The sequence below is a fragment of the Ruegeria sp. BG6 genome, assembly GCF_056538465.1.
The window spans coordinates 47,561-68,553 of the sequence record NZ_JBQFTB010000015.1 but is presented as its reverse complement, the minus strand read 5'-3'; the positions used below and the strand labels follow the sequence as shown (position 1 = coordinate 68,553).

24 protein-coding genes are annotated in these 20,993 nt (G+C 59.0%); 11 read left to right on the top strand and 13 right to left on the bottom strand.

The genetic code is table 11. The annotated features are described in order from the left end of the window. Nucleotides 1-5 precede the first annotated feature (5 nt). The 3 genes from ACR0JW_RS20650 (at nucleotide 6) to ACR0JW_RS20640 (ending at nucleotide 3,343) form a co-directional block, all read left to right on the top strand. Entirely contained in the window at nucleotides 6-740 is a 735-nt protein-coding gene (locus ACR0JW_RS20650; RefSeq protein WP_170682007.1) for a glutamine amidotransferase, read from the top strand. Between the two features lie 72 nt (nucleotides 741-812). Then, entirely contained in the window at nucleotides 813-1,670 is an 858-nt protein-coding gene (locus ACR0JW_RS20645) for a bile acid:sodium symporter family protein (protein ID WP_170682008.1), read from the top strand. Between the two features lie 11 nt (nucleotides 1,671-1,681). Continuing rightward, a complete protein-coding gene (locus tag ACR0JW_RS20640) occupies nucleotides 1,682-3,343 on the top strand; it encodes an FAD-binding dehydrogenase (RefSeq protein ID WP_170682009.1) in 1,662 nt (553 codons plus the stop codon). 4 nt (nucleotides 3,344-3,347) lie between these two features. On the opposite strand, the gene ACR0JW_RS20635 is transcribed toward ACR0JW_RS20640, so the two are convergent. The 3 genes from ACR0JW_RS20635 to ACR0JW_RS20625 form a co-directional block, all read right to left on the bottom strand. Then, the gene (locus ACR0JW_RS20635; RefSeq protein WP_480714382.1) at nucleotides 3,348-4,094 is read right to left on the bottom strand and encodes a YbaY family lipoprotein; all 747 of its coding nucleotides are present in this window, start codon (nucleotides 4,092-4,094) and stop codon (nucleotides 3,348-3,350) included. Between the two features lie 97 nt (nucleotides 4,095-4,191). Next, entirely contained in the window at nucleotides 4,192-5,970 is a 1,779-nt protein-coding gene (locus ACR0JW_RS20630) for an SLC13 family permease (RefSeq protein WP_170682011.1), read from the bottom strand. A gap of 82 nt (nucleotides 5,971-6,052) precedes the next feature. Further along, nucleotides 6,053-6,874 carry a TIGR00282 family metallophosphoesterase gene (locus ACR0JW_RS20625; RefSeq protein ID WP_170682012.1) on the bottom strand — a complete coding sequence of 274 codons (822 nt, stop codon included), beginning with the start codon at nucleotides 6,872-6,874 and terminating at the stop codon, nucleotides 6,053-6,055. Nucleotides 6,875-6,963: 89 nt separating this feature from the next. Here ACR0JW_RS20625 and ACR0JW_RS20620 point away from each other — a divergent pair, with 89 nt between their 5' ends. Next, entirely contained in the window at nucleotides 6,964-7,197 is a 234-nt protein-coding gene (locus tag ACR0JW_RS20620; protein WP_170682013.1) for a DUF333 domain-containing protein, read from the top strand. 3 nt (nucleotides 7,198-7,200) lie between these two features. On the opposite strand, the gene ACR0JW_RS20615 is transcribed toward ACR0JW_RS20620, so the two are convergent. Beyond that, a complete protein-coding gene (locus ACR0JW_RS20615) occupies nucleotides 7,201-7,773 on the bottom strand; it encodes a 5-formyltetrahydrofolate cyclo-ligase (protein WP_170682014.1) in 573 nt (190 codons plus the stop codon). Continuing rightward, on the bottom strand, nucleotides 7,770-9,164 hold the full coding sequence (gene mgtE / locus ACR0JW_RS20610) for a magnesium transporter (protein ID WP_170609891.1): 1,395 nt from the start codon (nucleotides 9,162-9,164) through the stop codon (nucleotides 7,770-7,772). The genes ACR0JW_RS20615 and mgtE overlap by 4 nt, the downstream gene beginning before the upstream one ends. Before the next feature lie 138 nt (nucleotides 9,165-9,302). On the opposite strand from mgtE, the gene guaD reads away from it, so the two are divergent. Next, entirely contained in the window at nucleotides 9,303-10,592 is a 1,290-nt protein-coding gene (gene guaD / locus ACR0JW_RS20605) for a guanine deaminase (protein WP_170682015.1), read from the top strand. Nucleotides 10,593-10,657: 65 nt separating this feature from the next. Here guaD and ACR0JW_RS20600 read toward each other — a convergent pair whose 3' ends face one another. The 3 genes from ACR0JW_RS20600 to ACR0JW_RS20590 form a co-directional block, all read right to left on the bottom strand. After that, entirely contained in the window at nucleotides 10,658-11,992 is a 1,335-nt protein-coding gene (locus tag ACR0JW_RS20600; RefSeq protein ID WP_480714381.1) for an 8-oxoguanine deaminase, read from the bottom strand. Nucleotides 11,993-12,108: 116 nt separating this feature from the next. Beyond that, the gene (gene hisN / locus ACR0JW_RS20595) at nucleotides 12,109-12,900 is read right to left on the bottom strand and encodes a histidinol-phosphatase (RefSeq protein ID WP_170682017.1); all 792 of its coding nucleotides are present in this window, start codon (nucleotides 12,898-12,900) and stop codon (nucleotides 12,109-12,111) included. Nucleotides 12,901-12,944: 44 nt separating this feature from the next. Beyond that, nucleotides 12,945-13,316, bottom strand: coding sequence for a helix-turn-helix domain-containing protein (locus ACR0JW_RS20590; protein WP_170609884.1), 372 nt, complete (start codon nucleotides 13,314-13,316; stop codon nucleotides 12,945-12,947). Nucleotides 13,317-13,661: 345 nt separating this feature from the next. Between ACR0JW_RS20590 and ACR0JW_RS20585 the strand changes: the two genes are divergently transcribed. After that, nucleotides 13,662-14,618, top strand: a complete 957-nt coding sequence (locus ACR0JW_RS20585; RefSeq protein WP_170682018.1) for an NADPH:quinone oxidoreductase family protein — start codon at nucleotides 13,662-13,664, stop codon at nucleotides 14,616-14,618. A gap of 6 nt (nucleotides 14,619-14,624) precedes the next feature. Here ACR0JW_RS20585 and ACR0JW_RS20580 read toward each other — a convergent pair whose 3' ends face one another. Beyond that, a complete protein-coding gene (locus tag ACR0JW_RS20580; RefSeq protein ID WP_170609881.1) occupies nucleotides 14,625-15,506 on the bottom strand; it encodes a LysR family transcriptional regulator in 882 nt (293 codons plus the stop codon). Nucleotides 15,507-15,632: 126 nt separating this feature from the next. On the opposite strand from ACR0JW_RS20580, the gene ACR0JW_RS20575 reads away from it, so the two are divergent. From ACR0JW_RS20575 to ACR0JW_RS20565, 3 genes are all read left to right on the top strand, one after another. Further along, a complete protein-coding gene (locus ACR0JW_RS20575; protein ID WP_170682019.1) occupies nucleotides 15,633-15,851 on the top strand; it encodes a DUF1127 domain-containing protein in 219 nt (72 codons plus the stop codon). Between the two features lie 172 nt (nucleotides 15,852-16,023). Beyond that, nucleotides 16,024-16,800, top strand: coding sequence for a Bax inhibitor-1/YccA family protein (locus ACR0JW_RS20570; protein WP_170609877.1), 777 nt, complete (start codon nucleotides 16,024-16,026; stop codon nucleotides 16,798-16,800). A 71-nt stretch (nucleotides 16,801-16,871) separates the two neighbouring features. Next, nucleotides 16,872-17,354 (top strand): GNAT family N-acetyltransferase, encoded by a 483-nt coding sequence (locus tag ACR0JW_RS20565; RefSeq protein ID WP_170682020.1) that lies wholly within the window; start codon nucleotides 16,872-16,874, stop codon nucleotides 17,352-17,354. Nucleotides 17,355-17,407: 53 nt separating this feature from the next. Here ACR0JW_RS20565 and ACR0JW_RS20560 read toward each other — a convergent pair whose 3' ends face one another. From ACR0JW_RS20560 to ACR0JW_RS20545, 4 genes are all read right to left on the bottom strand, one after another. After that, nucleotides 17,408-17,914 carry a hypothetical protein gene (locus ACR0JW_RS20560; RefSeq protein ID WP_170682021.1) on the bottom strand — a complete coding sequence of 169 codons (507 nt, stop codon included), beginning with the start codon at nucleotides 17,912-17,914 and terminating at the stop codon, nucleotides 17,408-17,410. 216 nt (nucleotides 17,915-18,130) lie between these two features. Next, the gene (rpmG, locus tag ACR0JW_RS20555; protein ID WP_010441901.1) at nucleotides 18,131-18,298 is read right to left on the bottom strand and encodes a 50S ribosomal protein L33; all 168 of its coding nucleotides are present in this window, start codon (nucleotides 18,296-18,298) and stop codon (nucleotides 18,131-18,133) included. 128 nt (nucleotides 18,299-18,426) lie between these two features. Then, nucleotides 18,427-19,131 (bottom strand): DUF533 domain-containing protein, encoded by a 705-nt coding sequence (locus ACR0JW_RS20550; protein ID WP_170682022.1) that lies wholly within the window; start codon nucleotides 19,129-19,131, stop codon nucleotides 18,427-18,429. A gap of 42 nt (nucleotides 19,132-19,173) precedes the next feature. Then, the gene (locus tag ACR0JW_RS20545; RefSeq protein WP_170682023.1) at nucleotides 19,174-19,395 is read right to left on the bottom strand and encodes a hypothetical protein; all 222 of its coding nucleotides are present in this window, start codon (nucleotides 19,393-19,395) and stop codon (nucleotides 19,174-19,176) included. 84 nt (nucleotides 19,396-19,479) lie between these two features. Between ACR0JW_RS20545 and ACR0JW_RS20540 the strand changes: the two genes are divergently transcribed. Then, a complete protein-coding gene (locus ACR0JW_RS20540) occupies nucleotides 19,480-20,115 on the top strand; it encodes a DUF1326 domain-containing protein (protein ID WP_170609870.1) in 636 nt (211 codons plus the stop codon). A gap of 12 nt (nucleotides 20,116-20,127) precedes the next feature. Then, entirely contained in the window at nucleotides 20,128-20,970 is an 843-nt protein-coding gene (locus ACR0JW_RS20535; protein ID WP_170682024.1) for a DUF2182 domain-containing protein, read from the top strand. Nucleotides 20,971-20,993: the final 23 nt, after the last annotated feature.

Here is a 20,993-nt window from a genome sequence, read left to right as displayed (position 1 = left end):
AGCACATGAAACGCTTTTTGATCCTGCAACTGCGCCCGGAAACTGATGCATCGGACGCCGAGTACGCCTCGATTCTCGACAAAACCGGGCTTCACGCAGACCAGACCCATCGCATCCGGCTGGATTGCGAGACTTTGCCCGAGGGGCTTAGTGTTTCGGACTACGCGGGCATTATCGTGGGGGGAGGTCCCGGCTGCGTCAGTGACGATCCGGCTTCGAAATCGCCGCTGGATGCTCGTATCGAAAACACCATCATGGGATTGATGCCGCAAATCACCGCGTTGGATCATCCCTTTATGGGCTGTTGTTACGGGTTGGGCATTCTGGCCGCACATCTGGGGGGCGACGTCAGCAAAAAACGCTTTGGCGAGCCGGTCGGCCCTTCAATCTGTCGCCTGACCGAGGCCGGCGCGGCCGACCCGCTGACCGCGGGTCTGCAATCAGAATTCGAAGCCTTTGTTGGCCACAAGGAAGCCGTCCAGAACCTGCCGGATGGTTGCGTGCATCTGGTGGCTTCGGACCCCTGCCCGTTCCAGATGATCCGATGGGGGCAGAACGTTTATGCCACGCAGTTCCACCCTGAGGCGGATGCAGGGGACTTTGAACAGCGCATCAACATCTACAAAGACCACGGTTATTTCCCGCCAGAAGATGCGCAAACGCTGATCGATCTGTGCCACGCCGCCGACGTTACCCAACCCGGCGAAATCCTGCGGCGGTTCGCTCAGCGCTATGGCTGACCCAACGACGTGGTTGCCTGATCCGTCGCCCCTCGCATAGGTTGATCCGAACAGCTTTGGGAGGAGTTGTTCTTGGATCTGCTCATCAATGTCGGCCTGCCCATTTCGTTGGCCATCATCATGCTGTCTCTTGGTATCGGACTGGAGGCGGCCGATTTCCGTCGCGTGCTAAGCCGACGGTATCCGTTCGCGATCGGTGCCTTGTCTCAGGTAGTTTTGCTGCCCGTCACCGCTTTTGCCGTCGTCAAGCTGTTCGCCTTGCCGCCCGCAATCGCAGTCGGGTTCATGTTGCTTAGCTTTTGCCCCGGCGGCGTGACCAGCAACATCCTGTCCCGGCTTGCCAGGGGCGATGTCGCGCTGTCCGTCAGTCTGACCGCCGTAATCAGCCTGTTGTCCATCGTGACCGTGCCCGTACTGGCCGCATGGTCGATCAGCCATTTTATGGCCGAGGATGCGCCCGAAGTGTCGATCAGCGGGCTGGCCATCGCCATGTTTCTGATCACCACCCTGCCCGTGGCCATTGGTGTCGGCCTGCGCCATTATGCAACCGGGTTTGCCGACCGGGTCGAACCCGCGCTGGCCAAAACCGCTACTATCCTATTCATCCTGATCGTCATCGCCGCCCTGGCCGGAAACTGGCAGTTGTTCATCGACAACCTCGGCATCATGGGTGCCGGGCTGGTCACACTGAACCTGGCGCTGCTGCTGATCGGACTGGGACTGGCGCGCGCAGCCAATCTGTCGTGGAATGAAAGCAAGACGATTTCCATCGAAACCGGCATTCAGAACTCGACACTGGGTATCACGCTGGCGGCCTTGATCACTGGAACAGAAAGCGGGTTCAGCCCGCTGGCCCTGCCCTCGGCCGTTTATGGCATCACAATGTATTTCGTGGCTCTTCCGTTTCTCGTCTGGTTCCGCAACCGCTGAAAGGACATTTCATGACCAACAATACTGCAGATGCAATTGTCGTTGGCGGCGGTCTTGCCGGTCTGGCAGCGGCGGCGGAACTTGGCGACCGCAGCAAGAAAGTGATCATCGTTGATCAGGAACCTGAACACTTTCTGGGCGGTCAGGCGTTCTGGAGCCTTGGCGGATTGTTCATGGTCGACACGCCCGAGCAACGCCGCATGGGCATCCGCGACTGTCAGGATCTTGCCCTGCGCGATTGGATGGGCAGTGCGCAGTTTGACCGTGACGATGACCTCTGGCCCCGCAAATGGGCAGAAGCCTATGTCGAGTTTGCCGCTGGCGAGATGCGCCCGTGGTTGCATCATATGGGCCTGCGCTGGTTTCCGGTGGTGGGCTGGGCCGAACGCGGCGGATCTTTCGCGGATGGACATGGAAATTCGGTCCCGCGCTTTCACATTACATGGGGCACCGGACCGGGCGTGCTGGAACACTTCATCCGCCGGGTGAACGAACATGTCAGCGCCGGGTTGATCCGGTTGGAATTCCGCCATCAGGTCAGCCACATCATCATGCAGAACGGCGCGGCCAAAGGCGTTTCGGGCGAGGTTCTGGCCGACGACGACACCCAGCGCGGTGGCAAGACCAACCGCGACGAGGTTGGCGAGTACGAGTTCTATGCGCCGTCAATCATCGTCACGTCCGGCGGCATTGGCGGCAACTTCGAAATGGTGCGCAAAAGCTGGCCGCGCGAGCGTCTGGGCGCTCCGCCGCAGGACATGGTTGCGGGCGTTCCCTTTCACGTCGATGGCCGGATGATCCCGATCAGCGAAAAGGCGGGCGGGCATGTCATCAACGGCGACCGGATGTGGCACTACACCGAGGGCGTGCGGAACTGGGATCCGATCTGGCCAGCCCACGGAATCCGCATTCTGCCCGGCCCCAGCTCAATGTGGTTCGATGCCAAGGGCAACCGGATGGAACCGCCCTGCCTGCCGGGTTTCGACACTTTGGGCACGCTGCGTGAAATCCTGAAAACGGGATACGAATACAGCTGGTTTGTCCTGACCCAGAAAGTGATCAAGAAGGAATTTGCCCTTTCGGGATCCGAACAGAACCCGGACTTCACCTCGGGCAGTTGGAAAGAGGTGATCCGGCAACGTGTCCTATCCGGCTCAAAAGCCACCGGGCCGGTCGAGGCGTTCAAGGAAAAGGGCGAGGATTTCGTCGTTGCCAACACCCTGACCGAACTGGTGCGGGGCATGAACCATCTGGGCGATGACCTGATTGACGAAGCTCATTTGCGCGCCCAGATCGAAGCGCGGGATTCGCAGGTCGACAACCCGTTCTCGAAAGATGCACAGATGATGGCCATCCTGGCGGCGCGCAACTATCGCGGCGACCGGCTGATTCGCACGGCCAAGCCGCACAAGTTCCTTGATCCTTCAAACGGGCCACTGATCGCCGTCAAACTGCATGTTCTGACACGCAAGACGCTGGGGGGTCTGCAAACCAATCTGGACAGCCAGATGATCGGCGCAGACGGGCAGACCGTGCCCGGCCTTTTCGCCGCCGGCGAGGTCGCGGGATTCGGCGGCGGCGGCTATCACGGATACAACGCGCTGGAAGGCACGTTTCTGGGTGGCTGCATTTTCTCAGGCCGCAACGCAGGACGGTCCCGGGCCGTGGCCTGACGATTTACTTTGCGCGGTTTAGTTGCACGACCGGTTCGCCGGTACTGTTCAGAAAATTCAGCGTGTCGCCTTTGAACGCATAGGCGGTCACGTCCTGCAGTGCCTGGAAGAACTCCCGCTCGACCTCATCCTGTGGCGGCGGGCACGCCCGCAATGTGGCCGCCATGTTGTCAGGAAAAGCGATATCGGTGCCGGCTATCTCTGCCTGACCGGAAAAGCGATTGCATCCGCCGCTGCCAGAAAAACTGCCATCTTCAGCAAATGTTATTTCGGGGAATTTGTCCGTTTCCGGAACCGCACCGTTCAGACCCATCGCCACCCAGGTCGTCCCTTCCAAAGCTTCCGCGCCCTGTGGGCGGGCCTGCACCAGCAAAAGGTCTGCGGTGTTACCAGCGTCTCCGGTCAACACGGGATAAGCGGTATCGGTGGTGAACAATAACTTGTCGCCCAGAAAAATCGATCCCCGGACGACATAGCGCATTTCATCACGGATCAACGCGTCATCGTAAGCCAGTTCGTATGTCGCCGGTACACCATCAAGGGCAAAACGCTGAGAGGCGAGCGTAAGCGCCGGGGCATCCGCACGCGAAACATCCTGCAATTGCACATAGAGGGTCGCATCGGGCGGAACCGCTATCCGTTCGCGATATGTGGCGGTTCCGGTCAGAGTTCCGGCGGAACTCTGGCTGCCAAGCAGGGTCAAAAATACTGCGCAGGCGACGATGGCCTGCCCGATCCTGGGAAAAGGCATTGTTCTGTCCTTGCTTTGATACTCTAAGCAGAAAAGATTGTGCCCGGATCGGCATTTACAAGAGCAGCCCGCCAATTTCGGCGGTTCCACGCCGGTGTTACAATGGCCAGATCAGCGGGATCAGAAGCGAGGCCAATAAACCAACTGTCAGGTTCAGCGGAACGCCGACCTTCAGGAAGTCGGTAAACCGATACCCGCCGGGGCCATAGACCATCATATTGGTCTGATACCCGATCGGGGTCGCAAAAGACGCGGACGCCGCCACCATGACCGCCACCACCAACGGGCGCGGATCGATGCCAACCGCCTGCGCCAGTCCGATAGCGATAGGCGTCACCACAACTGCCACCGCATTGTTCGAGACCAACTCGGTCAGAACGGATGTCAGCAGATAGACTGCCCAGATAATCAGGAACGGCGGAAGGGCACTCAGGCCCGGCGCGATCGCCTCGACAATCAGCGAAACGGCGCCGGATTTGTCCAGGGCCGCCCCGATTGCCAGCATCGCAAAGATCAGGGCCAGCAACCGGCCTTCGATAAAGGAAAACGCCTCATCCGCGTCGATGCATCGGGTGATCAGAACGACGGCAACCGCAAGGATCGACAACAGCAATATCGGTGCCACACCAAGGGCCGCCAGAGCGACGATGCCCACCAGAGCGCCGATGGCAATTGGCGCGTGACTGCGCCGGAACGCCCGCGCCGAAGGCTGGGAAACATCGACCATATCCATATCCGCCGCCAATCTCTGAATGTCCGCGGGCGCACCCTCCAGCAGCAGGGTATCGCCCACGCGCACGATCAGATCATCCAGCTGACGTCCGATATTCTGGTTCCGGCGGTGCACGGCCAGCACGTAAACGCCATAACGGCGGCGCAGGCGCAGCGCACCAAGGGTTCGGCCAACCATGCGGCAGCCCGGTGTGATCAGAACCTCGACCGTCTTGGTTTCGACAGCGGAAACCTGATCGACCCGCTTGAGTTCCTTGTTGCGCTGAAGGCTGAGCAACTCGGTCATCTCGGTCCGCAGAACAACGCGATCCCCGACTTTCAGGTTCACGTCCTTCAGATTTCGCCGCAGCGACTCGTCCCCCCGGATCACGTCGATCAGGCGCACTCCGGGGCGTTTGAACAGTTGCACGCCCATCACTTCTCGGTCGATCAGGTTGCTGTCAGGCGGCACCACCGCTTCGGTGAAGAACTTCATCTTCGAACGGTCGCTGAGCATCGTGGCCATACTGTCGCGTGCAGGCAGCAGGCGCGGCGCGATGAAGCGCAGGTAGATCATTCCGTAAATCACCAGAGCGATCCCCAACGGGGTCACTTCGAAGATGGTAAAGGGGGTCATTCCCTGCGCCCGGGCAACGCCGTCGACCAAAAGATTGGTCGAGGTGCCGATCAGCGTCAAGGTTCCGCCCAGAATGGCAGCATAGCTCAGCGGAATCAGCAACTTCGAGGCGGGCATGTTCAGCGTTCGTGCGATCTGTACGAACACCGGGATCATCACAACAACCACCGGTGTGTTGGACACGACGGCCGAGGCCAGAATGACGAACCCCATCAACAGGCCAATTGCTATTCGTGGATTGACCTGCGCCTGTTTCTGCGCCGTCGATGTAAAGGCGTCCAACGCCCCTGTCCGGACCAGAGCGCCCATGATGATAAACATCGCGGCGATGGTCCACGGGGCCGGGTTGGACAAGACCGCAAGCGCGCTTTGGTAGGGCAGAATGCCGGTTACCAGCATCAGTGCGACCCCACCGATGGCAACGACCTCGGTCGGATAGATTTCGCGCAGGAACATGACGAACATGCCCGCGACAATCGCAAGCGCCAGTATCGCGCTGCCGGTGTCTGTCAATTGAAGGAATTGCATTCGTGGTATTCTGTCCGAACCCTAACCCGGCCTGAGCGCCTGACATGCAGTTTCACGCATTGCTCGGGGTTGAGCAAGCCTGTCATGCACCCGGCGGGCCTGCTTGTTGCAGTCGGCCGCCCACCCGCACCATGTGAATCGACTTGGCCTGACCGTCGCGATCATCGGTTTCGACAAAAACTCCGCTTAGAGTGGCTTCGCCATTCGCAGGTGTGAACCGGGCCTTGGGCATTCCGGTGATAAACCGCCTCATCGGCTCCTGCTTGTCCATGCCGATGACCGAATCGTAGTCTCCGCACATCCCGGCATCCGTCAGATAAGCCGTGCCGCCCGGCAATATCTGCGCATCTGCCGTCGGCACATGCGTGTGCGTGCCGATCACAAGGCTGGCACGCCTGTCGCAATAGTGACCCATGGCCATTTTTTCGGACGTTGCCTCGCAATGCATGTCGACAATGATGGCCTGCGCCTGCCCGCCACGGGGATGCGACTTGAGGATCGGCTCGATGGCCGAGAACGGATCGTCAAAGGGCCGCTTCATGAACACCTGCCCCAAAACCTGCACAACCAGCACCTTGCGCCCACCCGGCGCGTTGAAAAGACGATGCCCCCGACCGGGCGCACCCTTGGCGAAATTCACCGGTCGCACGATGCGCGATTCTTTCTCGATGAATTGCAGCATGTCTTTCTGGTCGAACGCATGATCGCCCAGTGTCAGGCAATCGGCCCCCGCATCCAGCAACAGCTTTGCGTGATCACCTGTCAGCCCCATCCCGTTCGAGGCGTTTTCACCGTTGACCACAACGAAATCCAGCCGCCATTCGTCGCGCAGACGCGGCAGATGCTGTTGTATGGCCGCGCGTCCCGCACGGCCCATGACGTCACCCAGAAAAAGTATCCTCATTCAAACCGTCCTAAGTGTGGCATCAGGCAAGCACAAGCGGTTAAACTGTCTGCATAATCCGTCAATACACCCAACACAGGAGAATTTATATGTTCCGCATCTTTGTGGCGATGTTTGGTCTGGCTCCGCTGGCAGCATGTGATCAGCCTTCTTCCGGCGAGTCTTCCACTCAGCTGGCCAACCCGGCCGCGACCTTTTGCGTGGAAAGCGGCGCACGGTATGAGATCCGGGACGGTGCTGACGGCCAGTCCGGCGTCTGCATTCTGGAAGACGGGCGCGAAGTCGACGCTTGGGAATATTTCCGCGAAAACAACCCGGCCTGACGTTCAATCGGAAAAGGTCAGAACGCGGCTTTCAGTGATCACCATATCCAGCGGCTGATCTGTCGGTTCCAGAGGCAACCCCTCGGCCTGCTGTGCATCAAATGCAAACCCGATGGCCAACGTCGGGCGTTTGGCGCGCAGCCCCTCCAGCGTGCGATCATAGAACCCGCCGCCATAGCCCAGCCTGCCGCCCTGCGCGTCATAGGCAACCAGTGGCACGATCAGGATCTCGGGGTCGAAGTAGTCGTCGACCTCGGGCACTTTGGCGCCAAACGGCCCATCTTTCAAAACACCATCGGGGGTCCAACGGGAAAACCTCAGTGGTTGCCCCGCGGCCTGAATCACCGGAACGCCGACCGGCCCGTAGGCCGACGCCTCGGCCATTGCCGCCAGCGGGTCGATCTCGGTGCGGATCGGCATGTAGCCCGACAGCGGCACCCCGCGGTACCCGGCCAGCACCTCGGACAACCGCCCTGCCGCGCCGGGCATGCGCGTGTCAAACGCCGCCTTGCGGCGGGCGAAAGCGGCCTTTCGGGCGGCGGCCTTGATTTCTGTCAGATCGGTCGTTTCGGTCACAATAGCACCACGCTGGCAAGCCCCAGAAAGATGAAGAACCCCATGACATCCGTGGTTGTCGTCACAAAGGTTCCAGATGCCAGCGCCGGGTCAACACCCATACGGTCCAGCAAGACCGGTACTACCGTACCTGCAAAGCCCGCGATGATCATGTTCACGACCAGCGCGGACCCGATCACGACACCCAATAGCGGCGAATCGAACCACAACATGCCAACCGTGCCCAGAACGACCGCAAAACACAGACCGTTGAGCATCCCAACCAGCAACTCCCGTCGGATCACGCGCCTAACGTTCGAACCGGTCAGGTCGCGTGTTGCCAGTGCCCGCACGGCAACCGTCAGCGACTGAGTGCCCGCATTGCCGCCCATCGATGCAACGATCGGCATCAGGATCGCCAGAGCTACCAGTTGGTCGATGGCCGCTTCGAACTGCGAAATCACCAGCGAGGCACAGATGGCGGTACACAGGTTCACCGCCAGCCACGGCAGTCGGCGCCTGCTGGTCGCAGCCACGCTGTCGGACAGTGAGCTTTCGTCGCTGACCCCGGCCAGACGCAGGATGTCTTCCTCGTGTTCTTCGTCCAGAACAACCATCGCATCGTCGATGGTGATTACACCCACCAGCCGCCCATCGTCATCCATGACCGGAGCCGAGATCAGGTGGTACTGGTTGAAGGCATAGGCCACATCCTCTTCGTCCTGATCGACGGGGATGGTATAGAATTCCTCTTCTGCGATGTCGCGCAGCGGAACTTCGCGCCGGGTTGCCATCAGTTTTCCCAGGGCGACCTGCGCCACCGGTTTCAGGCGTGGATCGATAAGAATGACGTGATAGAATTGCTCGGGCAGGTCGTCATTGGCGCGCATGAAATCAATGGCCTGACCCACTGTCCAATGCTCGGGCGCCATGACCACTTCGCGCTGCATGAGGCGACCGGCGGAATTTTCCGGGTAAGACAGCGCCTGCAGGGCCGCGATCCGCTCGGCATGCTCCAGCGCGCCCAGAATGGCTTCCTGCTGAGGTTCCTCAAGGTCTTCCAGCAGGTCGACGACATCGTCGCTTTCCATATCGCGGACAGCATCGGCCAGAACATCCGGGCGCAGAACGCCAATCACCTCTTCCCGAACCACTTCATCCAGTTCGGAAAGAATGTCGCCGTCAAACTCCTTGTCATACAAACGGATCAGCCGGGCACGATCGAACGGATTGATCTGCTCCAGAAGGTCGGCGATGTCAGCCGCGTGCAGCGGCTCCATCAATTCGACGAGTTTGTCGCGATCTTCTACATCGACAGCATAAAGGATGGCTGCCACAGTCCGGCGGTCCAGCGCGTAGACATCTTCGTCCTCGGCGGACTCGGTTACGGGTTCATCAAAGCCTGTTGTCATATGCTGCCCCCGCGAATTTCCATTTGCCCCTAATTAGAAGAAGCAGCTACCGGAAAACAATGACAATGCGCCAATTTACCGGCATCTTCCGCGCGCTTATGGTGTTTCGCGGTCTCAGCCGGGCGGAGGAAAGCGGAAATGGCGCAAAAAACACTGTTGAAGGGACGTGTCCTGAGCTTTTCGGGCTCACCTTTCGAAGGTGAACCGACAGATGCCGTCACCATCAGCGAGGCGGTCGTCATCGATGACGGCCATGTCGCGGCCGTAGGTGACACCCGGAGCCTGACAGAAGCGCATCCGGATGCCGCAATCGTCGATCACGGACAGCACCTGATCATGGCAGGGTTCGTTGACGCGCATGTGCACTATCCGCAGACAGCCATGATTGCCAGCTGGGGCAAGCGGCTGATCGATTGGCTGAACTCCTATACTTTCCCCGAAGAGATGAAGTTTGGTGAAATCACCTATGCCAGCGAGATCGCCAACCGGTATCTGGACCTGACGGTTGCGCATGGGACAACAACGATGTGCAGTTTCTGCACCATCCACCCGGAAAGCGTCGACGCCTTTTTCACTGCGGCGCAGCAGCGTGGACAGCGGGTCGTGGCCGGCAAGACCTGCATGGATCGCAATGCGCCCGAGGGTCTGCGCGACACGGCGCAGACGGCCTATGATCAGTCCGAAGCACTGCTGGAGAAATGGCACGGCATCGACCGGCTGTCCTATGCCATTACGCCCCGTTTTTCACCAACTTCGACCCCGGAACAGCTTGAAGCCATGGGGGCATTGTGGGCCGAGCACCCACATTGCCTGATGCAGACGCACCTGAGCGAACAGACAGATGAGATCGAATGGGTCCGGACGCTGTTTCCCGACGCGCGCGACTACCTGGACACCTACGAAAAGTTCGGCCTGCTGGCCAGCCATGGCCTGTATGGTCACGCCATTCATCTTGAGCCACGGGAACGCGACCGGTTGCGCGAACTGGATGCGGCCCTGATTCACTGCCCGACCTCGAACACGTTCATAGGCTCGGGCCTGTTCGACATGGCCGGGCTGATGAAAGACGGTCACCGGGTCGGGCTGGCGACGGATACCGGCGGAGGATCGAGTTTCTCGATGTTGCGGACAATGGCCGCAGCTTACGAGATCGGCCAGTTGCGCGGATCGCCGTTGCATGCGGCACAATTGTTGTGGCTGGCCACCGTGGGATCGGCCCGGTCCCTACGGATGGACAATTGCATCGGCAATATCGCCCCGGGGATGGAGGCGGACCTGGTGGTTATCGACCTGGCCTCGACCCCGGCCATTGCCCAGCGCGAAGCCTGCGCAGAAGACCTGTGGGAAGCCGTTTTCCCAACCATCATGATGGGGGATGACCGGGCCATTGCCGAGGTCCGGATGGCCGGCAAACCAGTCACGGTTTGAAGGAATACGCCTGACGGCGCATTCCTCCGGCAACGGAATTTCTGAACAGACGACGAGATCGACGCTTATCCGGCAAGCGCCCGCGCAAGTTCATTCTGGCGTTCGATCACGCGGGGCATGTCCAGCGTAACTATATGCCCATCCCGCACGATTTGTCTGCCTTCGACGAACAGATGTTTGACCCGAACCGGCCCCGCAAGCAGCAAGGCGGCCGGATCCCAGCTTCCCGCGCTTTCTATGCCGGATACATCCCAGATCGCGATATCGGCGCGTTTGCCCGGCATAAGCCGCCCGCAATCGGGGCGGTTGAGCACGTCCGCACCGCCACGGGTTGCTATCTCGAGCGCTTCGCGGGCCGACATGGCATCCGCGCCATTCGCGACCCGCTGCAACAGCATCGCCTGCCGGGCCTCGGCCACCAGATTGCCACTGTCATTGCTGGCCGACCCGTCGACGCCCAACGCAACCGGAACGCCCGCGTCGCGCATTGCGCGGACCCGCGCGATGCCTGACCCCAACCGGCAGTTTGAACACGGGCAATGTGCAACACCGGTGCGGGTTCGGGCAAACAGGTCGATTTCGGCACTGTCCAGCTTGACGCAATGGGCGTGCCAGACGTCCGAACCGGTCCACCCCAACTCCTGCGCATACTGGCCCGGGCGGCATCCGAATTGTGACTGGGAATAGGCAATGTCTTCGTCGTTTTCAGCCAGATGAGTGTGTAGCATCACGCGCTTGTCCCGTGCCAGCACCGCCGTGTCGCGCATCAGTTCACGACTGACCGAGAATGGTGAGCACGGGGCCAGACCGACGCGGCACATCGCCCCTTCGGATGGATCGTGGAATTTGTCCACAACCCGGATCATGTCAGACAGAATATCCTGCTCTGCCTCGACCAACATGTCCGGCGGCAGGCCACCATCGCTCTCACCGATACTCATCGCGCCGCGTGTCGGATGAAAGCGCAGGCCCAGTTCGGCGGCGGCGGCGATGGTGTCGTCCAGCCGCGCACCATTGGGATAAAGATACAGATGATCGGAACTGAGCGTGCATCCCGAAAGCGCCAGTTCGGCCAATCCGATCTGCGCCGAGACGAACATCTCTTCCGGGCCAAAGCGGGACCAGATCGGATAGAGCGTTTGCAGCCACCCAAACAACAGCGCATCCTGACCTCCGGGAACCGCCCGGGTCAGAGTTTGGTAAAGGTGGTGGTGCGTATTCACCAGGCCGGGGGTCACGACGCAGCCCATGGCGTCGTGCACATCACCGGTTGTGGTAAGCCCCTGCCCTAATTCAGCAATAACGCCGTCCCGGATCAGGATGTCCGCGCCATTCAGTTCCTGCCGATCGTCATTCATTGTCAGAATGAAATCGGCGTTCTTTATCAGAGTTTCAGTCAATTTGTGCCCTCCTGCATCAGTCCGTCTCGTGCAAGAAGTGCATGGGCTGGCGGAAAACGGACACAAGAACCAGCCATCGGCACTGTACCGACGGCTGCGGGTGCCATCAACAGGTTTCAAAAATTGCGAAGAATCTCCAGCGCAGAGGCGTGGATGTCCGGGTTGGCAGCTGCCAGTGCGCGGCCTCCATTGTGGGCCGGTCTGCCCTGCCAATCTGTCACGATACCACCCGCCGCCTGAATAACGGCGATTGGCGCCTGAATGTCATAAGCGTTCAGTCCGGCCTCGATCACCAGATCAACCTGACCTGCCGCCAGAAGGGCGTAGGCATAACAGTCCATTCCATAACGGGTCAGTCTGGCTTGCTGAGACACCGCCTCAAACCCGGCCCGGTCTTCAGGCGTTCCAACTTCGGGAAAGGTTGTGAACACCATCGCCTGATCCAGCGATTGCGTGGACCGGGTCCTGAGCTGTCGGGTGCCTGTCGGGCCTGTGACCTGTGCCGCGTGTGCGGACCCCACGAACCGCTCACCAATATAAGGCTGGTCAATCACACCCAGGATCGGCCCGTCCTGCGTGCTCAATGCAATCAAAACGCCCCATGTCGGGGTACCGCTGATGAACCCTCGCGTACCATCGATCGGATCAAGAACCCAGGTCCGCCCGCTGGTGCCATCGACATGGCCGAATTCCTCGCCGAAAATACCATCCTGAGGGCAGCGCCGCGCCAGAACTGCCCGCATCGCCTTTTCCGCCTCGCGGTCAGCGATTGTTACGGGGTCAAACCCATCAGCCAGTTTGTTGGACGTTTCAAGGTCGGACTGCCGGAAGTAAGGAAGTATGGCCGCGCGCGCCGCATCGGCCATTTCCCCGGCGATTTCCAGATCGGTTGCTGAACTTTGATACATGCGCAACCCGTGCGGTCAGCGCGTTCCGAAGTCAAGCCTGCTGATCAGGCGACGTCACTGAGAACACGCGCCAGTTCGAACAGACGACGGCGCTGGTTTTCCGGGATCGCGTAGTACGAGCGAACCAGATCCAAAGCTTCCTTATCCCCCATCAGATCGGCAGGCACCGATTTCTTCCCTGCATCTTCTTTCTGGGTTTCTTCCAGACCCTCAAAGAAAAAGCTGACCGGCACATCCAATGCTTCGGCGATGTCCCAAAGGCGCGATGCGCTGATCCGGTTGGCCCCGGTTTCGTATTTCTGGATTTGCTGAAACTTGATACCAACCTGCTCGGCCAGCTGCTGCTGGGTCATGCCAATCAGCCAGCGGCGATGCCTTACGCGTTTGCCCACATGGACATCGACGTGATGAGTCATTGGTATTCTCCTCTACTACACACACAACTGCCGGGGGTTACGCAAAAAAACAAACGTGTTCGCCAACCTAGCGAGCCGCTGTTAACTATTCCCTAATTCAGGAATGTGCTCCCCCCGAAACAGCACCAGATTTCAATATCACCTCTTTTGTCTTTTTTTTCAAGAAGGTTGAATCAGTAACATCGCATAATGGTTTGTGGTTGTACAACCGCTGGTTTTGAGCGTTCTGTTTCCCGAACAGACACAATCAACGAAGCCCTATTATACATCATTCACGCGCCCTCTGGTAATTGATTGACATTCCCCCCGCATCGCTGACCTATGCGAAAAACAAGGAGCGCGACGATGCTGGCCTTTCGCCTTCAGTCCGAAGAATCAACAGCCCGGCTCTGCAACATCGACGTCCCGAAGCCGGGGCGAGATCAAGTTCGGGTCGCTATTAAAGCGTGCGGATTAAATTTTGCGGATCTGCTTATGCAGAACGGCACGTATCAGGACACGCCGGATACTCCGTTTACGTTGGGCATGGAGATCGCGGGTATTGTTGATGAAATTGGAAACAATGTCTCTCATCTGAAGCCCGGGGACCGTGTTGCGGTCTATTCTGGTCAGGGTGGACTGGCCGAGTTTGGCGTATTCGATGCCGAAAGGGCGATTCCCCTGCCCGATCAGATCAACTTCGAGGACGCCGCCGCAATTCAGATTGCATACGGCACCAGCCATATCGCGCTGGATCACCGCGCGCGCCTGCAACCCGGCGAAACCCTTTTGGTCACCGGCGCGGCGGGCGGTGTCGGCCTGACTGCCGTTGAAATCGGCAAACTGATGGGCGCGACAGTGATTGCGCAGGCCCGTGGTTCTGAAAAGCTTGCGGTGGCCCGCGCGGCTGGTGCGGATCATCTCGTGGATGCCTCCGAAGACCTGCGCGCCCGCGTCAGGGAACTGGGCGGGGCGGACGTGGTCTATGATGCGATTGGCGGCGACGTGTTCAAAGCCGCCTTCCGTGCCACGAACCCCGAAGGCCGACTGCTGCCGATCGGCTTTGCCGGTGGAGAGGTTCCGCAAATTCCGGCCAACCATCTTCTGGTCAAGAACCTGACCGTAATCGGGCTTTATATCGGTGGGTATCTGAAATTCAGGCCGCAGATCGTGCGCGACAGCTTTGACACGCTGTTCCGTTGGCGCGCAGAAAGCCGGATCAAACCGCATATCAGCCACACCCTGCCACTGGAGGACGTGGAACAGGGCATGCGTTTGCTGAAAGAACGGAAATCAACCGGCAAGATCGTCATCACGATCTGAGGCCTGTCACCCGACCACGGCCTTCAATGGTGTGCCGCCCACCATGCGGAAATTCTGACGAACCAGCGACGCCAGCTCCTCGATCACCGCGCCGCGACCGGGATCCCCTCCGTAAAGGTTGATCATGTGGGCAGGCAGCTCTGGCAATGCCCCACCCGAGTCGATTTGCTGCAGATGCGCGGCCTCCGTTCCATCCAGCATTGCGTGAACGGCAAGATCGGCGCTGACGGTCGCTTCGATTGTACGGTCGTTTTCTGTTTCGACAGACAATTCCCAGGGGATACCCGCCGCGTCCAGCGCCGCAATGACCTGAGGCCGGAACAAACAGCGCCGACCAAGCGCCAAAGGCAATGGGCGCTTGCGCCACGCCGACCCGCCAGAAGCTCCAATCCAGCGCAACGGCAACTCGGCCACGGTTTCCGCACCTTCGGCCGCCGAGGCCTCGGTCGTCAGTATCAGATCACATTCGCCGCGCTTGTACATGTCCTTGAGTTGCAGCGAATAGGACGAAACCAGCTGGACGCGGACACGCGGAAAATCTGCGTTGAAACGCTGTAGCACGCGCGGGATCGCCGGATAAACAATGTCATGCGGCACGCCCAGCACGACTTCGCCTTCGAAAGCCTGATCGGTGAGTTTCGAGATCACTTCGTCGTTCAGGGCGATCATGCGGCGCGCGTAGGCCAGCAATTGTTCGCCCGACGCCGTCAACGCGATGGTTCTGCCGCTGCGATCCAGTAGCTCAAGGCCCAGAAGCTCCTCCAACCGCTTGAGCTGCATCGAAACCGCAGATTGCGTCAGGTGCAGAAAACCGGCGGCGCGTGTGACGCCGCCCTGATCGGCCACGGCAACGAAGGACCGCAAAGTGGTGATGTCCAAATTTCTCATTTCACGAATCCTGATGATTCACGTCAAAAACATTCATTTTTAAAATGTGCCACAGTGATACATATAAATCAAGGAAGTTGATGCAAACTGCATTAATCATCACAGAGCAAGGAAAGGACAACCGTTATGACCCAAATTGCAGCATCACACGAGCACGTATGCAAACAGCCATCGAAAGGCTACAGATTGCGGGATCTTCTTGGCCTTGCCCGGCAGCGTCGTGACCTTGCCAAGCTGGATGGCAACGCACTGAAAGACATCGGTGTGACACACATCGAGGCCAGTCGCGAAGCAGCCCGCCCGTTCTGGGATGCTCCCGAAAACTGGCACAAACGCCTTTATTGACCGGTCAAGCATCGCGATCTGGCGGCAACTGAAACAATGCCGTCAGATTTGTCGAGTGTTTTAGCAGGTTTTGGGCGTAAAACTCTTGAAACATGTGCCTCACTCTCCGATATTTGCAGGGAAATCGGTCTGCAACTGCGGGCTGAACCAGAATTGCGAAGGGAGACCCTTAATGGCACAATTTGACACGATCCGGACGGCGACCGGTGCGCGCGCCGCCCAGATTGACGAGGGCCTGCGCGCCCACATGAACAAAGTCTACGGCACCATGTCCGTGGGTATGCTGATCACTTTCCTGGCTGCATGGGCCATCGCCGGCCTTGCGACCACAACTGATCCGTCTGCCGCGGCAGCTCAGCTGAGCGAGACCAAGTATCTGACGTCGCTCGGATACGCACTGTTCGCTTCGCCGCTTAAATGGGTGATCATGTTCGCTCCGCTGGCCTTCATCTTTGGCTTCAGCGCCGGGATCAATCGCCTGTCCGCAGCCGGCGCACAGACGGTGTTCTACCTGTTTGCCGCTGTCATGGGGGTATCGATCAGCTGGATTTTCCTGGTCTTCACCGGCCAGTCGATCATTCAGGTGTTCCTGATCACCGCGATCGCCTTCGCGGGCCTGTCGCTGTATGGCTACACCACCAAAAAAGACCTTTCGGCGATGGGTACGTTCCTGATCATGGGCGTGATCGGCCTGATCGTGGCGTCGATCGTCAACATCTTCATCGCCTCGTCTGCCATGGCTTTCGCCATTTCGGTCATCGGCGTTCTGATCTTTGCCGGTCTGACCGCGTATGACACGCAGAACATCAAGGCCACATACCTGCAGATGGCCCACTCGGGTGATCAGGAATGGCTGGGCAAAGCCGCCATCATGGGCGCGCTGAGCCTGTATCTGGACTTCATCAACATGTTCATGTTCCTGCTCCAGCTGTTTGGCAACCGCGAATAACGCGGCGCACAATCCAATACGAAAGGGCGGGTCCGAAAGACCCGCCCTTTTCTTTTGCGGAAAGAAAACCAATGACGATTCAGGACATCCGGCCAGATCAGGCCCGTCTGATTTTACCCCTGCTGCACCAGGTTCACGACCTGCATCTGGAACATCAGCCTGAAAGATACGCAGTGCTACCGCCGGATGCCGAGCTGGCCGACTACCTGCAATCCTGGCTCATGCAGCCCAACCTGTTTACTGTCGGTTTTTTCGAACGCGACAAGCTGCTGGGTTATGCCATTTTCGAGATTTCCCGGCGCCCCGCGTCACCCTTTCACCCGGTTGATACCCGCGCTGTGCTCCACCAGATCAGCGTCGACAGGGCCGCGCGCCGCCGTGGCATCGGCACCGCGCTGCTGGAAGCCGTCAAATCGCGGCTGAGGCTGGTTGGCGGAAGCGTTCTCACGGCCTCGGTCGCCAGTTTCAACGCCCCGTCCCAGGCCCTTATGGCCCATTCCGGGCTGAACCATTCTCTGACCATAATGGAATGGCGTGACCCTAGCCCTCAATGAAAAAGCCCCACCGAAAAGGTGGGGCCCAATCAAATTCGATGTCAGTCCGAGTATCAGCTACAGTTCAGCGGTACCGCAAAACCGGAGCTGCGACTGTCAGACCCTTTCCGGTAAACTTCGCCAGCTGGCAGGCACCCGGTGAACCGTTCCGTGTTGGCGCCAAACGCCGCTCCTGTGGAACTGTCCACTTTTCCACCGTTGCTGGCGGTGCGCAGAACCCCGAAAAGCGTGCCGTTTACGCTGACAGTGCTCAGGTACAGGTTGCTGCCCTGGTTGGACAATTGAACAGCACTGACATCGGATTGCCCGCCATTGGCAATCGCCACACCGGCGATTTTTGACAATTCAGTCTCATCCGAGACGACCGAAACGGTCGGAATTTTCGCAAGTTCCGCAGGTACATTTGTCGCTGGCGGTGCAAATGCAACTGCGCCTTCGACTTCCGAGACCGTGCGCGGTTCACCATCAATGCCGGTAAAACCAACGCCCTGGCGGTTGAACGGGTCCTCACAGGCCGACAGGCTCAGAACGAGGGTCGAAGATAACAAGATTTTTTTCATGGCGCTCAACGTTTTGTGGCGGTTTGCTCAAACGTAGCGGCAGGTCGCCACGAAAAGCAAGACGCCGGGGATGCGATTGGGCCATATGCTGATGCTCTGCTGCAACGGCCATGGACGTGCATTAGAAATGCACAAACGCGCTTGTGAAACGTTGAAAAACAAAAAAAGGGTCCTGCTTCGCAGAACCCTTTAACTGTGTCCGGATGGACAGGCAGATTACTTGATCTTGCCTTCCTTGTACTCGACATGCTTGCGAGCGACCGGGTCGTATTTACGAATGGTCATCTTCTCGGTCATGGTGCGAGCGTTTTTCTTGGTCACGTAGAAGTGGCCCGTGCCCGCGGTCGAGTTCAGACGGATCTTGATTGTCGTCGGCTTCGCCATGGTTATCTCCTGCGTCCGAAAAGGCAGGGGCCTTTCGGTTGAATTCCTATGAGCGTGCGCTTTTACGCGCTGCACAGCCCATGTCAAGGGCTATCGCGCGCATCGAGGCAGCAGAAGTTGGGATGGCCTTATGCAGGAAGTGTCGGTGCCCCCATATAGGTATGAATCTGATTACATTCCGCGTCCGACAGCCCCAATGCGGTTGCCAGCTGACGCAGGTATGACGCCTCACGCGAGTTATCCAGACGAATCGCAGCCAGAGACGTGGCGTATATCTGTGTTTTCAAAGGTCCGCCCGCAGCGGCCGCCAAGCCCATGACATCAATCGGCGCGTTCAGTTGTTCTTGAACGAAGGCTCGCTCCTCATCGCTGACGTCGTCGCCTAACTCTCCCAGAATTGTTTCTTTTTCATGAGTATCCAGTTCACCATCCGCCTTGGCCGCCTGGATCATCGCCCGCAACATCAGTTTGGCCTGCTCCTCCATGACGGCACCGCCGGGTGTTCCCCGGAACACGGTATCCATCATGTCCGCCGTCTGCTGGCTGCCCGATCTAGCCGCGCCCTGCATGGCGTTCATCAGACCGCCCAGCCCGGCGGCACCAGCCGGGTTGACCATACCCAGCTTGCCGATCATCTCCTGAAGCCCGGCGGCCCCGCCGGGCATGCCGAACTGCTCGGCCATCTTGCCAAGCTGGTCCATGCCAAATCCGCCCCCCGCACCCTGCATTGCATCCTGCAGGCCAGCCATGCCGCCCATCTGCTTGTATTTCTCCAGTCCTTTCGCGGCAGCAAACCCTACGGCCACCGAGGCAAGTGCTTTCATGAAACTCATAATCGTCCTCCCGATTCAAAAATTACTCCTTACCGCACCTACTCAGACGTCCTTGAACCCGGCTTTCGAAATTCGTCGGACAACGGCTGGACTGTTGCGGACTGAAAACTCAGCAGACACAAGACTATACGAAAACGAAAAACCATGTTCGCGCTTGCGCATTTCCATCATTAAATTGGCGCTTTCCCGCACATGCGGAGCTTCAATTGCCCGGATCACGAATTCGTGATACCGTGCCGCCAGTTCAAAGACCCAAGAAGCCATCCAAGCGCTTAACGCTTGAGGCACCGAAAACAGGCGAAACCTCTGTCAGCAGAGTTTTAAGGCATGTTTTTCTGGGGGGCTATCATGACAGAATGGACTATTCAGGGGGAAGAGCTGGCCAATTGTAACTGCAATTTCGGTTGTCCTTGCCAGTTCAGCGTACTTCCCACACATGGGAATTGCGAAGCGGTTGTCGTCTTTGACATTGAAGCTGGCAAATATGGCGATACCGATCTGGCGGGCTTACGCGCTGCCGGCGTCTATTACTGGCCCGGACCGATCCACGAAGGCGGCGGTCAGATGCAGCTTATCATCGACGAAAGCGCCAGTCCCGATCAGCGGGCGGCCCTGCAAGCGATCATGACCGGCGAGGACACCGATGAAATGGCCACCATGTGGTACGTCTACAGCGCCATGGCCCCGCAGAAACACGAAACTCTGTACCTTCCGATCGAGCTGGACTGGGATCGCGAGGAACGCAAGGGGTTCGCGAAAGTCCACGGTATCTTCGACGTCGAGGTCAACCCGATCCCGCATATCGTATCCGGGGCACCGCACCGCGCATCCATCCAGCTGCCGAACGGGTTCGAGTACCGCCACGCGGAATCCGCCGCAGGTACGACGAGAACATCCGGGGGTGCCATAAGCCTGACATTTGATGCCACCCACGCACACTTGGCGCATCTCAACATTTCCGGCCACGGTGTTTTGGGCGCTTAACAGGGGCGTCGCATGACACGAAACTCTGACGCACCGCCCGTGGCGGTCGCTGAGCGGTTGCTGCGACAGGACAGGCTGATCGTTCTGGTCAGTGTCTTGGTCATCGTTCTCGGGGCCTCATGGTACACGATTGCCGGGATCGGCATGAACATGTCTGCCGTCGAAATGACAAGGATGGCCCGGCCAATCGGTGAGCCCATGCAGATGCCGGTCGACCGGCCATGGAGCCTGCCCTACGCGCTGCTCATCTTTTTGATGTGGTGGGTCATGATGATCGCCATGATGACCCCCAGCGCGGCCCCTGTTGTCCTGTTGTTTCTGGCCCTCAAACGTGTCGGCGCTGACAAGGCCAATGCGGCCCGCCTCAGCTTGCTGTTCCTCGCAGGATACCTAATCGCCTGGGGGGGCTTCAGCCTGCTTGCGACACTGGCGCAATGGGGTCTTGAGCAGGTCGGCCTGTCTGATGGCCCCATGATGACCGTCCGGTCAAAGGCTTTTGCAGGCTTTGTCCTGATTGCGGCGGGCCTCTATCAGCTTTCATCGCTCAAATCCGCTTGTCTGCGACATTGCCAAAGCCCCGCCCGGTTTCTTGCCGAACACAATCGGCCCGGCGCATCGGGTGCGTTCAGCATGGGCGTCATTCACGGGACATTTTGTCTGGGCTGCTGCTGGGCCCTGATGCTCTTGCTGTTCGTCGGCGGCATCATGAACCTCTACTGGATTGTCGCCATCGCAATTTACGTTGCGCTGGAAAAACTTCTGCCCCGAGCCCGCTGGCTGATCCCGGCGACGGGCATCGGTTTGATTGCAACAGGTGCCTGGGTGCTGGCAAGCGCGATATATTCCGGCACCTAGGCTCTCAAACGGCCAGGGAACCG

Bases quoted from the DNA above. Each gene is read 5' to 3' on its own strand.
- ACR0JW_RS20650 (WP_170682007.1), top strand. From the start codon at position 6: ATGAAACGCTTTTTGATCCTGCAACTGCGCCCGGAAACTGATGCATCG.
- ACR0JW_RS20640 (WP_170682009.1), top strand. From the start codon at position 1,682: ATGACCAACAATACTGCAGATGCAATTGTCGTTGGCGGCGGTCTTGCC.
- ACR0JW_RS20635 (WP_480714382.1), bottom strand. From the start codon at position 4,094: ATGCCTTTTCCCAGGATCGGGCAGGCCATCGTCGCCTGCGCAGTATTT.
- ACR0JW_RS20630 (WP_170682011.1), bottom strand. From the start codon at position 5,970: ATGCAATTCCTTCAATTGACAGACACCGGCAGCGCGATACTGGCGCTT.
- ACR0JW_RS20625 (WP_170682012.1), bottom strand. From the start codon at position 6,874: ATGAGGATACTTTTTCTGGGTGACGTCATGGGCCGTGCGGGACGCGCG.
- ACR0JW_RS20620 (WP_170682013.1), top strand. From the start codon at position 6,964: ATGTTCCGCATCTTTGTGGCGATGTTTGGTCTGGCTCCGCTGGCAGCA.
- mgtE (WP_170609891.1), bottom strand. From the start codon at position 9,164: ATGACAACAGGCTTTGATGAACCCGTAACCGAGTCCGCCGAGGACGAA.
- guaD (WP_170682015.1), top strand. From the start codon at position 9,303: ATGGCGCAAAAAACACTGTTGAAGGGACGTGTCCTGAGCTTTTCGGGC.
- hisN (WP_170682017.1), bottom strand. From the start codon at position 12,900: ATGTATCAAAGTTCAGCAACCGATCTGGAAATCGCCGGGGAAATGGCC.
- ACR0JW_RS20590 (WP_170609884.1), bottom strand. From the start codon at position 13,316: ATGACTCATCACGTCGATGTCCATGTGGGCAAACGCGTAAGGCATCGC.
- ACR0JW_RS20585 (WP_170682018.1), top strand. From the start codon at position 13,662: ATGCTGGCCTTTCGCCTTCAGTCCGAAGAATCAACAGCCCGGCTCTGC.
- ACR0JW_RS20580 (WP_170609881.1), bottom strand. From the start codon at position 15,506: ATGAGAAATTTGGACATCACCACTTTGCGGTCCTTCGTTGCCGTGGCC.
- ACR0JW_RS20575 (WP_170682019.1), top strand. From the start codon at position 15,633: ATGACCCAAATTGCAGCATCACACGAGCACGTATGCAAACAGCCATCG.
- ACR0JW_RS20570 (WP_170609877.1), top strand. From the start codon at position 16,024: ATGGCACAATTTGACACGATCCGGACGGCGACCGGTGCGCGCGCCGCC.
- ACR0JW_RS20565 (WP_170682020.1), top strand. From the start codon at position 16,872: ATGACGATTCAGGACATCCGGCCAGATCAGGCCCGTCTGATTTTACCC.
- ACR0JW_RS20560 (WP_170682021.1), bottom strand. From the start codon at position 17,914: ATGAAAAAAATCTTGTTATCTTCGACCCTCGTTCTGAGCCTGTCGGCC.
- rpmG (WP_010441901.1), bottom strand. From the start codon at position 18,298: ATGGCGAAGCCGACGACAATCAAGATCCGTCTGAACTCGACCGCGGGC.
- ACR0JW_RS20550 (WP_170682022.1), bottom strand. From the start codon at position 19,131: ATGAGTTTCATGAAAGCACTTGCCTCGGTGGCCGTAGGGTTTGCTGCC.
- ACR0JW_RS20545 (WP_170682023.1), bottom strand. From the start codon at position 19,395: ATGGCTTCTTGGGTCTTTGAACTGGCGGCACGGTATCACGAATTCGTG.
- ACR0JW_RS20540 (WP_170609870.1), top strand. From the start codon at position 19,480: ATGACAGAATGGACTATTCAGGGGGAAGAGCTGGCCAATTGTAACTGC.
- ACR0JW_RS20535 (WP_170682024.1), top strand. From the start codon at position 20,128: ATGACACGAAACTCTGACGCACCGCCCGTGGCGGTCGCTGAGCGGTTG.